Annotated in this window: 10 protein-coding genes; all 10 read left to right on the forward strand. The window is 36.3% G+C overall.

Annotated elements, in window-relative coordinates; all coding sequences use genetic code 11:
* The first annotated feature begins 5 nt into the window (after positions 1-5).
* The 10 genes from Q1W72_RS02420 to Q1W72_RS02465 all read left to right on the forward strand — a co-directional run bounded on the left by Q1W72_RS02420 (position 6) and on the right by Q1W72_RS02465 (position 14,445).
* Entirely contained in the window at positions 6-2,609 is a 2,604-nt protein-coding gene (locus Q1W72_RS02420) for a family 20 glycosylhydrolase (RefSeq protein ID WP_099715761.1), read from the forward strand.
* A gap of 42 nt (positions 2,610-2,651) precedes the next feature.
* Positions 2,652-3,773, forward strand: coding sequence for an N-acetylglucosamine-6-phosphate deacetylase (nagA, locus tag Q1W72_RS02425; protein WP_099715762.1), 1,122 nt, complete (start codon positions 2,652-2,654; stop codon positions 3,771-3,773).
* Between the two features lie 48 nt (positions 3,774-3,821).
* Positions 3,822-5,759, forward strand: a complete 1,938-nt coding sequence (nagB, locus tag Q1W72_RS02430) for a glucosamine-6-phosphate deaminase (protein ID WP_099716360.1) — start codon at positions 3,822-3,824, stop codon at positions 5,757-5,759.
* Between the two features lie 266 nt (positions 5,760-6,025).
* Positions 6,026-6,325 carry a helix-turn-helix transcriptional regulator gene (locus Q1W72_RS02435; RefSeq protein ID WP_099715763.1) on the forward strand — a complete coding sequence of 100 codons (300 nt, stop codon included), beginning with the start codon at positions 6,026-6,028 and terminating at the stop codon, positions 6,323-6,325.
* Between the two features lie 6 nt (positions 6,326-6,331).
* Positions 6,332-7,438, forward strand: coding sequence for an NADH:flavin oxidoreductase (locus Q1W72_RS02440; RefSeq protein ID WP_099715764.1), 1,107 nt, complete (start codon positions 6,332-6,334; stop codon positions 7,436-7,438).
* A gap of 382 nt (positions 7,439-7,820) precedes the next feature.
* Complete coding sequence (locus Q1W72_RS02445; protein WP_099715765.1) at positions 7,821-8,882, forward strand: NAD(P)-dependent alcohol dehydrogenase; 1,062 nt, start codon at positions 7,821-7,823, stop codon at positions 8,880-8,882.
* Positions 8,883-9,146: 264 nt separating this feature from the next.
* On the forward strand, positions 9,147-9,608 hold the full coding sequence (locus Q1W72_RS02450) for a (2Fe-2S)-binding protein (RefSeq protein ID WP_302137192.1): 462 nt from the start codon (positions 9,147-9,149) through the stop codon (positions 9,606-9,608).
* 35 nt (positions 9,609-9,643) lie between these two features.
* Positions 9,644-11,794 (forward strand): molybdopterin cofactor-binding domain-containing protein, encoded by a 2,151-nt coding sequence (locus tag Q1W72_RS02455; protein ID WP_099715767.1) that lies wholly within the window; start codon positions 9,644-9,646, stop codon positions 11,792-11,794.
* Positions 11,795-11,813: 19 nt separating this feature from the next.
* Positions 11,814-12,239, forward strand: a complete 426-nt coding sequence (locus Q1W72_RS02460) for a cytochrome c (protein ID WP_099715768.1) — start codon at positions 11,814-11,816, stop codon at positions 12,237-12,239.
* Between the two features lie 58 nt (positions 12,240-12,297).
* Positions 12,298-14,445: a molybdopterin cofactor-binding domain-containing protein gene (locus Q1W72_RS02465; RefSeq protein ID WP_099715769.1), complete on the forward strand. Its 2,148-nt coding sequence runs from the start codon at positions 12,298-12,300 to the stop codon at positions 14,443-14,445.
* Positions 14,446-14,474 lie beyond the last annotated feature (29 nt).

Genomic DNA, 14,474 nt, shown 5'->3' on the forward strand with positions numbered 1-14,474 from the left:
CCATTATGTCCTCTTTAAAAAAACACAGCCGACTTTATTTTCTAAGTATCCTCATTACACTGTTTGTTGCAGAAAATGTAAATGCCCAGCTGAAAAAAGTGACGCTGCCGGACAGCCTGTTCTCTACTTATTATCATCAGAGAGTTTCACATTTCAGAACTTTGCCTAAAACCAATAACGATATTATTTTTTTAGGTAACAGCATAACTGACGGGGCAGAATGGAGCGAATTATTTTCTGACAGCCGCATAAAAAACCGAGGAATCAGTGGTGACATTAGTACTGGAGTTCTTAATCGCATTGATGAAATAGCCTTCAGAAAACCGGCAAAAGTGTTTTTGATGATTGGAACAAATGACCTTTCAAGAAACACCTCAACAGACAGTATTTTTAAAAATATCACAAGAGTTGTCTCTTATTTAAAACAGGAAAGTCCATCGACAAAGTTATATGTACAAAGCGTATTACCTGTAAATAATGTATATAAAAAATTTGACGGACACACCAGCAAAGGAGAGCAAATAAAACTTTTAAATACAAAGCTGAAGCAAAATGCAACGACATTTCATTATACCTATATTGACTTGCACACTCCGTTTTCTGATACAAACGGAAAATTAGCTAAACACCTCACTAATGATGGTTTACATCTAAAAGGAGATGGTTATTTAGTATGGAAGCATTTGGTTTATCCTTATGTTTTTGACTTGGAATCCAAACCTTCTTTACTACCTAAACCTCAACAATTAAAATGGAATAACGGTTCTTTCCCTTTGTCCTCTTTAACAACAATTCTTGTAGATGATTCAGCATTGTTAAAAGAAGCTTTGGTTTTGAAAGAGACAATGGAACAGAAAGGATTGGAAGTAAAATTAGCCGATAAAGTATCGGGTAACGGAAAATACATTCAGCTTCGTTTAGGAAATGTTACTGCGCCACAAAATCAATCCGAGGCGTATCATCTGAAAACAACAACAGATAAAATAGTGCTTACCGCCAATACTCCTCAGGGAATTTATAGTGGGATTCAAACTTTATTGCAGTTAATGCATGACAATGTTTTTGTTGATACTTCTGAAATCACGGATTGGCCAGCTTTTGCGTGGCGCGGATTTATGGTCGATGCAGGAAGAAATTATCAATCCATTAAACTGTTAAAACAACAGATTGATGTGATGGCGGCTTATAAGCTAAATATTTTTCACTTCCATCCTACTGAGGATATTGCCTGGCGTTTGCAAAGCAAATTATACCCACAGTTAACAGATCCGGAATATATGCTTCGCGATAAAGGCGAATATTATACAGAGAATGATTTAAAAGAACTCATTAATTATTGCAAAGAACGTTACATAACCTTAGTTCCGGAAATTGATATGCCGGGTCATAGTGCCGCATTCAAAAGAGCTATGGGTGTGGATATGCAAAGTGATGCAGGCCTCGAAATTGTAAAAAACATAATTAAAGAGTTTTGTACCACCTATGATGTACCGTATTTGCATTTAGGTGCCGATGAAGTAAAAATCACCAATCAGAAATTTTTGCCAGAAGTTATTGCCCTAACAGAAAGTTTAGGTAAAAAAGTAATCGGATGGGAACCCGGCGGGAATTTTAGCGATGGGGTAATACGTCAACTTTGGATGGAAGGAGCAACAAAAGTCAGTAAAAGCAAAAACATAAAATATTTGGATTCAAGACATCTGTACTTAAACCATATGGATCCTTTAGAAAGTGTCGTTACCATTTTTAATCGTCAAATATGTAATTTAACCGAAGGCAATGAAAATGCTTTGGGCGGTATTGTATGCGTCTGGAATGATAGAGTTGTAGCCAATGAAGATGATGTTATGACAATGAATCCGGTGTATCCGGGCATGTTGACTTTTGCAGAACGCAGTTGGCGTGGTGGCGGTTATGCCGGTTGGACAGCAACCATTGGCGAACCGGAAACCGAAAGAGCAAATGCTTTTGCAGAGTTCGAAAACCGTTTATTGGACCAAAAAAAGCTCTATTTTAAAGGCTTAGATTTTAATTATGTGAAACAAGCTGATTTAGTTTGGGATATCTATGGACCTTTTGACAATAAAGGCGATTTAACCAAAACTTTTGCACCCGAAAAGATAAAATTTAATACATCAAAAGAAAAACCAATGTACAAAGCCACTGGAGGAACTTTGGTAATGAGACATTGGTGGGCACCGCAAATTTCGGGCATTATAGAGCAACCACAAGAAAATACGACTTGGTATGCTCAAACCCAAATTTGGAGTGATGAAGATAAGGAGCAAGAATTTTGGATTGGTTTTAATAATTTATCCCGTTCCATGAACACCGATTCGCCAAATGCAGGCACTTGGAATAATTTAAATAGTTTAGTTTGGGTAAATAATCAGTTGATTAGTCCGCCACTTTGGAAACATCCGAACCAAAAAGGAAACTTAGAAATTCCACTGATTGATGAAGGATATGAGTTTAGAGAACCAACAAAAATTAGTTTAAAAAAGGGATGGAATATGGTTAAGGTAAAATTACCAGTAGCTTCATTTAAAGGGCTTAATTGGCAAAATCCAGTAAAATGGATGTTCACTTTTGTTGAACTAAGAAAATAACACACAGGCATTTAAAACCTTTATAAATTGAAACTATAAAAAATGAAAAAAGCTATTATTAACGGAATCGTACATACTGGCGAAGAAATAATTAATGATGTCATTATTATAGAAAATGGAATAATTATTTCAGTTCAAAAAGAAATTCCTAATGATATTACCTTAATAAATTTACAGGGAAGTCATATTTCAGCAGGTTTTATAGACATACAAATAAACGGTGGAGAGCGACTTTATTTTAGTCAAAATCCAACAGAAGAAACCATTCAGGACATCTATGAAACTAGTTTAAAATATGGCACAACACATACACTTCCCTGTCTGATATCATCTTCTAAAGAAACCATTCTTCAAGGAATTGAAGCCATTCGCAATTATAAAGCAAAATATACTAACGGAGTACTGGGAATGCATCTGGAAGGTCCTTTTTTGAATTCTTTAAAACGTGGTGCCCATAGTATTAATCAGGTTCGTAAACCGACTAATTCCGAACTGGAAGAAATTATCCGCTATGGTAAAGACGTGATAAAAGTAGTTACAATTGCACCGGAATGTTTTACAGACGAGCAGCTGGATATGCTATTAGAAAGTGGTATCGTTATTTCTGCGGGACATTCGACGATGACCTACAAAGAAGCCCAATATTACTTTTCTAAAGGGATTAAACTGGTTACCCATTTATTTAATGCGATGACTCAATTTGGGCATCGGGAACCGGGTTTAGTGGGAGCAACATTCGAAAATGAGAGCGTTTATGCTCCTGTTATTTTAGATGGCGCGCATTGTGATTATGCCGCTGCTAGAGTAGCCTATAAACTAAAGCAAGATAAATTCTTTTTAATTAGTGATGCCGCTTTTTTAGGACGCAAAGTTTCCAGTTTTAAATGGGAGAATTTTGATGCACATCTGGAAAATGGTTTTTACAGAAATGAAGAAGGCAATCTTGCCGGTGCCAGCATTTCGATGGAAGAAGCAGTTCAAAATGCTTTCAATCATTTGAATGTATCGGCTGATGAAGCAATTAAAATGGCTACTTGTCGAGTGGCAAGTGCTATTAAGATGGAAAATCAATTGGGCAAAATAAAACCCGGATTTCCAGCAAGTTTTGTAACATTCAACGATAATCTGACAAGAATAGAAACCCTAAATTATAATCCGATTTAAGCAATCAACATTAAAAAACTACACAACTAACTCAAATAAAAAATGAAAATGAAAAGTGTTTTAGAAATCAAACCCGACATCAGTTATAAAAGTGCCGGCAAATTTGAAGAAACGAGATTCGAAAAAATCCACAATGAAATTTTCAAAAATTCTGTTGAAGCTTCAAAAATTGTTGCACAAGAAATAGCAGCATTAATTAGATCTAAACAAGCCAAAAATAAACCCTGTGTACTTGGATTGGCAACAGGTTCATCTCCTATAAAAGTCTATGAAGAATTGGTACGAATGTATAAAGAAGAAGAACTTAGCTTTAGTAATGTAGTGACTTTCAATTTGGATGAATACTATCCAATGACCAAAGAAAACCACCAAAGCTATCATTATTTCATGCATCAACATCTTTTTAATCATATCGACATCAAACCAGAAAACATCAATATTCCTGACGGAACGATAAGCATTGAAAACCTGAACCAGTATTGCGTTGATTATGAAATGAAAATAAAAAATGCTGGAGGGCTAGATTTCCAATTGTTGGGAATTGGTCGTACAGGTCACGTAGGATTCAATGAGCCGGGTTCCCATATCAATTCAGGAACCCGAATTATTACTTTGGACCACATTACCAGAGTAGATGCCTCTTCTGATTTCAACGGGATTGACAACGTTCCTAAAAGAGCTATTACGATGGGAGTTTCTACCATTTTGAGGTCTAAAAGAATTGTTTTAATGGCTTGGGGCCAAAATAAAGCTTCCATTATCAAGAGAACTATTCAAGGAGAAATAAGCCCTGATGTTCCGGCTACCTTTTTACAAAATCACAACAATACAACTTTCGTTTTAGACCAATCTGCCGCTTCTGAATTAACCCGATTTGATACGCCATGGTTGGTCGGAGAATGTGTTTGGACCAAGGAATTAAAACACAAGGCTATCGTTTGGCTTTGCCAAAAAACCAATCAATCCATATTAAAATTGACCGACAGGGATTACAACAACAACGGAATGTCCGATCTTTTGGCGCAAGAAGGTTCTGCTTATGATTTGAATATTAATATGTTTAATGTGTTGCAACATACCATTACCGGATGGCCGGGTGGAAAACCCAATACCGATGATTCCCACAGACCGGAAAGAGCCAATCCTGCCAAGAAAAGGGTGATTCTTTTTAGTCCGCATCCGGATGATGACGTAATTTCTATGGGAGGAACTTTTTCTAAATTGATAAAACAAGGACATGATGTTCATGTAGTATACCAAACTTCCGGAAACATTGCCGTTACAGACGATGAAGCACTAAAATTTGCCGAAGTTTGCAACGATTTTGTCGGTGAAAAAGATTTGGGAATTAACTTCCAGGAGATCATTGATTTCATCAACAACAAAACAGAAAACCAAATTGATTCTCTTGAAGTTCGAAAATTAAAAGGATTAATAAGACGTCGCGAATCGTATGCCGCAACAAGGTACATTGGATTGAAAGATGAAAATACACACTTTTTAGACCTTCCTTTTTATGAAACGGGTCGAGTAAATAAAAACCCATTGGGAGATGAGGATATAACCATTGTAAAAGATATTATTGCAAAAATAAGACCACACCAGGTTTTTGCTGCAGGAGATTTGGCAGATCCGCATGGCACACACGAAGTTTGCCTGAATGCTATTTTTGCCGCCTTAAAACAACTCAAACCGGAACCTTACATGAATGATTGTTGGTTGTGGTTGTACAGAGGTGCTTGGCATGAATGGGATATCCACGAAATAGATATGGCTGTTCCACTAAGTCCTGATGAGGTTTTACTAAAAAGACATGCTATTTTGTACCACCAATCCCAAAAAGACAGAGTGATGTTTCAAGGAAATGACTCCAGAGAATTTTGGGTACGAGCCGAAGATCGCAACAAAAATACAGCCAAACTGTACGACGATTTAGGTTTGGCCGAATATGAAGCAATTGAAGCTTTTAAACGTTTTGATTATTAAACGATTCAAAATAATATGATTGGATTAAGTGTTCGATTTTATTCTGCTCTTTACTAATTATTTTTTTATTGAAATCAAAAGTCTGTAAATACTACTATTTACAGACTTTTTTTGTTTGTACTATTCTGCAGAACATAAAAAAAATTGAATGTTTTTTCCAACAAAACAATAAGAAAACCTAAATATTCAACAACTCGTTCTCTTAAATATATCCTAAATAATTCATATTAAATTGGCATATCGGGAAAAGTCGATATATTTGCACTATGGATCATACAGAAATATTTAAAGCATTATCAAACAAGTCCAGACTACAAATACTGGAATGGCTAAAAGAACCTGAAATAAATTTTCCCGAACAAATGGCTGAATGTTATGAACACGGTGTTTGCGTAGGACAAATACAAGCCAAAGCGGGACTCACCCAATCAACAGTTTCAGAATATTTATCAATTCTTCAACGCGCAGGATTTATAGAATCTACCCGTGTTGGACAATGGACCTATTACAAACGCAACGAAAAAGCATTTACAGCACTGAGCAAAATAATCGAATCTAATCTATAAAACAATATGAATACTAATAGCTTATTTACGCCCTTCAAATTGAAGACGCTAAATCTTAAAAATAGAATTGTAATGGCGCCTATGACGCGCTCATTTTCTCCAAATGGAGTACCAACAGATGCTGTAGCAGCTTATTATCAAAAAAGAGCTGAAGGCGAAGTAGGTTTAATATTATCTGAAGGAACTGTGATTAACAGACCTTCTTCATCAAATGATGCCAATGTACCTCACTTTTACGGAGAGGAATCTTTGGCAGGATGGAAACAAGTGATTGATGGCGTGCATTCTGCAGGCGGACAGATGGGACCACAGATATGGCACATGGGAATTATGGACAATCACCATTCCGGTTGGGTTCCACCAGTACCTTTTGAAGGACCATCAGGATTAAACAGACCGGGTTTTAGCAATGGAACTACCATGACAATAAATGATATCGAAAATACCATTATTGCTTTTGGAAAAGCTGCTGCTGATGCCAAAAGATTAGGTTTTGACTGTATCGAAATTCACGGTGCTCACGATTATCTGATCGATCAATTTTTCTGGGATGCAACAAATCTGCGTACCGATAATTACGGTGGTAAAACCTTAACAGAACGTACTCGTTTTGCCGTAGAAGTGATTAAAGAAATCAGAAAACAAGTAGGTGAAGATTTTGCCATAATCATGAGACTTTCTCAGTTTAAACCTTCGGATTACAACTTTAAACTGGCAAAAACACCTCAAGAAATGGAAGCTTGGCTTAGTCCTTTGATTGATGCCGGTGTCGATGTTTTGCATTGTTCTCAACGTCGTTTTTGGGAACCGGAATTTGAAGACAATGACCTTAATTTTGCAGGATGGGCAAAAAAATTAACTGGAAAACCAACTATTACTGTAGGTTCTGTTGGGCTTTCTGGAGATTTCTTCGGAGCTTTTACAGGCGAAAGTTCACAGCCAACCTCCTTGGATGAATTAACCAGACGTTTAGACAGAGGTGATTTTGACCTTGTAGCAGTAGGAAGACCTCTTTTATCAGACCCGAATTGGGTTAGCAAAATAAAAGCGGGAGAAAATGACCAACTAAAAGGCTTTAGCAAAGAAGCTTTGGGTGAATTAGTATTGGAATAAATTAATGCAGTAAATTCCAAATGACTATTTTCTATAAACAAGTATATACGATTTTATCAATAGTCTTAATGACCACAACTAAGAGAGAAGTTTTAATCATTTCTCTCTTTTTTTATGATTACGAACAGCTTCATAAACATATTAGCTCATAATCTTTTAAAATTTGGTTATTTTATAAAATGGATAACATAATAAATTACCAATTTTATAAACGAAAATACACTCAAATAAGCCCTATAAAATTCCGTAATATTTGATTTTTCGAAAACAATATTTTTTTTATTATACTAGTAATCAAACTATTTACTAAATTTATTTAATTATAAATGACTCTGGAAAACAAAAAACTATAAATACTATTTTTTAATAAAACACTTTAAAAATGAACACAACTACAAATGTAAAAGCGTACGGTACAGTTGCCGTTGATGCCCCTTTAGAACAAATGGATGTCCAACGCAGAGATGCTACTGCAAAAGACATTGAAATCGAAATTTTGTATTGTGGTGTATGCCACTCTGATTTACACACTGCTAGAAATGATTGGGGATTTACCGCTTATCCTGCGGTTCCCGGCCATGAAATTGTGGGCAAAGTGACCAAAGTAGGAAACGAAGTTACTAAACTAAAAGTAGGTGATTTTGCTGCTGTAGGTTGTATGGTAGATTCATGCAAAACCTGCGATAATTGCAAACAAGACCTAGAACAATATTGCTCTAACGGTTTTATTGGTACTTATAATGGAGCAGACAAGCATTTAGGCGGAATGACTTTTGGAGGCTACTCGGAAAAAATTGTGGTAGACGAAGACTTCGTTTTAAAAGTGCCTGCTAATCTTGACTTGGCTGCTACAGCACCTTTATTATGTGCGGGAATAACCACTTGGTCACCGCTTCGCCACTGGAAAGTTGGAAAAGGAAGTAAAGTTGCCGTTGTAGGTTTAGGCGGATTGGGACATATGGCCATAAAATTAGCCAAAGGTTTGGGTGCCGAAGTTACCCTTTTCTCCAGAACACCAGAGAAAGAGAAAGATGCTTTCGAATTGGGTGCAGATGCTGTTGTCATTTCAACTGACGAGAATCACATGAAGGCTGTAAATGGAAAATTCGATTTAATCATTGACACCGTTCCTTATGTTCATGACGTTAATCCGTATGTAGGAACTTTAAACACTAATGGAACTTTGGTTTTGGTAGGTTATTTGGGTGGCTTGGAACCTATTTTGAATACTGTTCCGATGATTATGGGAAGGAAATCTGTAGCTGGTTCTTTAATTGGTGGAATTGCAGAAACTCAGGAAATGCTTGATTTCTGTGGAGAACATAATATTGTATCTGAAATTGAAGTAATCAAAATGCAGGATATCAACGAAGCCTACGAAAGAATGCTAAAAAGTGATGTTCGTTATCGTTTTGTAATTGATATGGCTTCGCTAAAAAGCTAAATTACGCTATACTTTTAGCCTTTTGCTATAGTCAGAATTGTAAAGAGAACGATGGTATTCAGTAGTATCATCGTTCTTTTTAATTTTAAAAAACATTATAAAACGTATCTTTTTACTCTGTTTAAAACCAATGTTTTTTTTCAAAATTTGAATTTTTTGATTTTAGTAATATATTATTTGAATTGTATAAATTTTAAATTATTAAATTCATTAACTTGCAGTAACAGATATGTTGATTTTCATTTACTTAAAAAATAATATTATATGGCAATAATTAATCTTAAAATCAATAGTAAGGATTATTCAATAGATGTAGATCCTCAAATGCCACTTCTTTGGGCAATCAGAGATTTTGTAGGGTTAAAAGGAACTAAATATGGTTGTGGTATCGCGCAATGTGGTGCTTGTACAGTTCATCTAAACGGTCAGCCGGTTCGCTCCTGCTCTTTGCCTGTAGCTGCTGTTGCAAATAAAAACATAACGACCATAGAAGGATTATCAGACGATAACTCGCATCCGGTTCAAAAAGCTTGGATAGAAGAGCAAGTCCCTCAATGTGGCTATTGTCAATCGGGTCAAATCATGGCTGCCGCAGCATTATTATCTAAAAATGCTTCTCCTAATGATGCCGATATTGATGCCGCAATGCAAGGGCATATTTGTAGATGTGGAACCTATCCGCGTATCAAACGAGCCATCAAGAAAGCATCAGAAAACAAGCCTTGAGAAGAGTACTAAAATAACCTATTCTTATATTTTATATGGACATAGATACTATATCAAGAAGAAAATTCTTAAAACTATCTGGTTTAACAGGAGTTGCTCTTACATTAGGATATTATTTACCTGCTAATGCTAAAGAACCTAAATTAATCACTGCTTTTGATGCTGAGAATCGAGGCATTGAGCTGAATTCATGGATATACATTGATGTTTTAGGCAAAGTTACGCTCTATAGTCACAGAGCCGAAATGGGACAAGGAGTCTATCAATCCATACCTCAAATAATCGCTGAAGAACTTCATGTAGATCTTGATAAAGTAAACATAGTTTTCGCTCCAGGCGATAATGTGAAGTATGGAAATCAAATTACAGGAGGTAGTTCCAGTATTAGAGGATCCTATAAAAACCTTTTGAATCTGAGCGCCACTGCCCGTGTAATGTTAATAAAAGCAGCCAGTAATAAATGGAATGTTTCTGAATTGGAATGTTATGCAGAAGATGGTCATGTAATTCACAAACCAAGTGGTAAAAAATTACACTACGGTGAATTAGTATTGGAGGCATCAAAACTTGATATTCCGAAAAATGTTGTTTTAAAGAAAACATCCGAATATAAATTAATTAGAAAACCTCTTCAAAGACAAGATACGCCTTTGAAAACAAATGGTACAGCCGTTTTTGGTATCGATAAAATGATTCCGGGAATGCTGTATGCCATGGTGGAACGAAACCCCAGACTTCGTGGTAAGGTAAAAAGTTTTGACGCTACTGAAGCGCTTAAAATTCCGGGAGTAAAACAAGTTTTTATAGTTCGTATGGGCGTTTTTAATACATTCAGAGAAGGTGTAGCAGTTGTGGCTGATTCTGTTTGGGCAGCTATGAAAGGAAAAAAAGCCTTAAAAGTGGACTGGGACGATACCGGATTTGAACATTTGAATACCGAGGATATTTATCGTCGGATGGAGGAAGCGCTTCAAAAAGATGAGGGACTTTCTTTTGTTTCAAAAGGAGATTCAAACGCCATTATAAAATCAGCAGAAAAGAAAATTGATGTCGTGTATACTACTCCATATCAATCGCACAGTTGTATGGAACCACTGAATTGTATTGCCCATTATCAAAAAGATAAAATAGAAATATGGGGGCCAATACAAGCTCCGGAATGGGTTCAAGATTACATCAGTAAAGAACTAGGAATTGCAAGGGAAAAAGTCATTGTGAATATGACTTTCCTAGGAGGTGGATTTGGCAGAAAAGCCTTTATGGATTACCCACATGAAGCCACGATGATTTCTAAAGAAATAAACGCCCCGGTTCAGGTTATCTGGTCCAGAGAAGACGATGCCACGCAAGGTCCGTACAGACCCGGCATTTCATACCGTTGTCAAGGTGTGGTTGCAAATAGTGAAATAAGTGCTTTTAAAGTATCTATTGCAGGTCAGAACAATAGTCATTGGAGAGGCGGAGCAAAAGATATTCCCAACAGAAGTGCCACGGAAGGATTTTTAAAACCATACGTAGACAACATTCAGAATTTAAGTATTGTTGATATACCTTTTGAAACACCAATACCTACTATGTGGTGGCGTTCTGTATATGCTTCTACCAATGGTTTTGCGTATGAAAGTTTTATGGATGAGCTCGCTGCTGAATCAGCGAAAGATCCAATAACTTTTAGAAGAACCTATCTTAAAGACGAGAGAAGTAGTGAGTTACTGGATAAACTGGAAGAGGTTTCCGGATGGAAAAACAGAACCAAAGGATATGGTGTCGCTATAACAGAATGTTTTGGCAGTACCGTGGGACAAATTGTGAAAGTTTCCAAAAACGCAGAAAATAAAATTCAAATCGATCAGGTTTGGGCAGTAATTGATTGTGGATGGTATGTAAATCCAGATATAATCAAAGCACAAGTAGAAGGAAGTATTGTTATGGCATTAGGTGCTGCAACGATTCATGAAATCACATTCAAAGATGGTAAAACGGTTCAAAATAATTTCAATACGTATAAAATGCCCCGTATAACAGATATTCCTCCTATTGAAGTGTATATCATGGAAAATGATGCCGATGCCGGAGGTGTTGGAGAACCTGGATTACCTCCATTTGCTCCAGCTTTAACAAATGCAATATTTGATTTGACAGGAAAACGTATTAGAAAGCTTCCTTTCGAATTAGCAAAAGTTTAATTTTAAAAATACAAAACAAATGAAAATAGTTTTTTCAATAGTAGTCGTTTTAATATTGGCAGTAACGCTGCAATCATTCAATCAGAATTTTGATTTGAAAGCAAGTATTGTACGCGGTAAATCGGTCTATAACACACAATGTGCATCCTGTCACATGGAAGAAGGTAATGGTATAGAAGGCGTTTTTCCAACATTGATAAAATCAGATTATTTTACAGATAAAAATCGATTGGTAAAAGTGGTTACAACTGGATTACGTGGACCAATAGTAGTTAATGGTGTAAACTATGATGGAGAAATGCCCGCTACTGATTTAACTGATGAACAAGTGGCTGATGTTTTAAACTATGTCAGAAATTCATGGGGAAATGAAGCTAAGGCAGTTTTACCAAGTGAAATACAACAAGCTAAAAAAGCTACTACTAAAGATTACAAAGCCTATTAATTTGTAACATTTTGAATTCGTTGCATAGAGAGAATTATAAATTCTAAATACTAACTAAATGGTATCAAGACGTCAATTTATTAAAAATACAGGTAAAGCAAGTTTTGCATTATGGTTAGGAGCTACTTCTAATGGTTTTGCAAACGCGGCTTTTATTACAGATGCACCCAGTAATTTTACTCCTTTTGTAAAAATCGAGAAAAACGGAAAAATAACAATTTTCAATACTAAGCCCGAAATGGGTCAAGGTACTTTTCAATCTGTTCCAGCTCTTATAGCCGAAGAATTAGAAGTTTCTCTTGATGCAATAACGATAGTTCAAACCAGCGGCGAGAAACAATTTGGCGGCGGCCAGGCAGCAGGAGGAAGTTCTTCAATCAGAGGAAATTATGATGCGTATAGAAAAATTGGCGCTGCCGCAAAAGAAATGCTGGTCAAGGCAGCCAGTGTTAAATGGGGAATTGGAATTGAATCTTGTTATGCCGAAAACGGAAGCGTACATTCTAAGCTATCAAAGGAACATCTTTCTTATGGCGATTTAATCGAAGAAGCTTCCAAATTAGAAGTTCCTAAAGAACCGAAACTTAAAAACAAAAGCGATTTTAAGATTATCGGAAAATCTATTCAAAGACCAGATGTACCTTTAAAAGTTTCCGGAAAAGCAGAGTATGGAATTGATGTAGAAGTTCCCAATATGGTATATGCAACTGTATTTCGTTCCCCGGTAATTGGTGGTACTTTAAAAAGTTTTGATGCTGATGCAACCTTAAAAATTCCCGGAGTCATTAAAGTTGTGGAAGCCAAAACAACTGTTGGAAAATATCAATATTCCGGAGTGGCAGTTATTGCTAAATCGTACTGGGCTGCCCTTCAAGGCAGGAAAGTATTGAAAGTGGAATGGGATACAAATGGATATGAAAATTTCAATTTATCCGACTATGAAAATAAGTTGCGAAACCTTTCTAAAGAAGCTGGTGTACTGGATAAAAATATAGGAAATGTAGAAAGCGTTAAAACGGAACCTGGAAATTCAGTGGAATCCTTTTATGAAACTCCTATGGTGGCTCACCATACACTCGAACCGATGAATTGTATCGCACATGTAAATGGTGAAATGCTAACTATATGGACCTCAACTCAGGTTCCTAGTGCTATTACCGGTTCAGGACCAAATGACCTTCATAGCCAAATTGGAATGAAACCAGAGAATATCACTTTACATTCCAAATTTATTGGAGGCGGATTTGGCAGAAGATTGTATACTGATTATGTTATAGAAGCCGTAAATATTGCAAAGCAAATAGAGCAACCCGTAAAAGTAATTTGGTCTAGGGAAGATACTACACAACATAGTGCCGTACGCCCTATGACTTTCTCACAGTTGAAAGGTGGTTTCTCAAAAGAAGGAGAATTAATTAGCTTTCAACATAAAGTGATAAGCCCTTCTTATTTTGATTCGGTAGGTCCAAATTTCGATAAAACAAAAGTAGATGCAATTATGATAGAGGGAATTGGAGAACAGGCTTATCAAATTCCAAATATTAAAACCTCATATGTGTATGCTGATTTTCATGTACCTGTAGCGGCATGGAGATCCGTAACCAGTTCAACTGTCGCTTTTGCCCATGAGTGTTTTATTGATGAATTAGCGCATAAAGTCAAAAAAGACCCTTTGGATTTTAGATTACAAATGCTAGACAAAGATTCCGATACCAAAAGAGTTTTATTGAAATTAAAAGAAGTTTCCAATTGGGACAAACCATTACCAAAAGGAAAAGGCAGAGGTGTTGCGCAATGGGAATTTTTTGCGGGATTGTGTGCCCATGTAGTCGAAGTATCAGTTACAAAAGACAATACTATAAAAATTGATAAAGTGTATGCCGTAATTGACTTGGGAGAAGTCGTAAACCCGGATAATGTAAAAAATCAAATTGAAGGATCCATCGTGATGGCTCTGACAGCGGCTATAAAAACGGGAATTACCATTGAAAACGGGAAAATAAAGCAAAGTAATTTTCACGATAATCCAATGATACGAATGCATGAAACGCCAGAAATTGAAGTACACATTCTTGCAGATGGCGGAAAAATAAAAGGCGTTGGTGAACCTGGCTTACCTCCTTTTGCACCAGCATTAGCAAATGCCATATTTTCAATTAGCGGAAAGCGCATTAAAAAGATGCCTTTTGACCTTAAATTATCCTAAATATTTATTTATAATTCCATTAATTTTCA

This window comes from Flavobacterium sp. ZE23DGlu08 (assembly GCF_030505335.1).
Classification (GTDB): Bacteria; Bacteroidota; Bacteroidia; order Flavobacteriales; family Flavobacteriaceae; genus Flavobacterium; species Flavobacterium algoritolerans.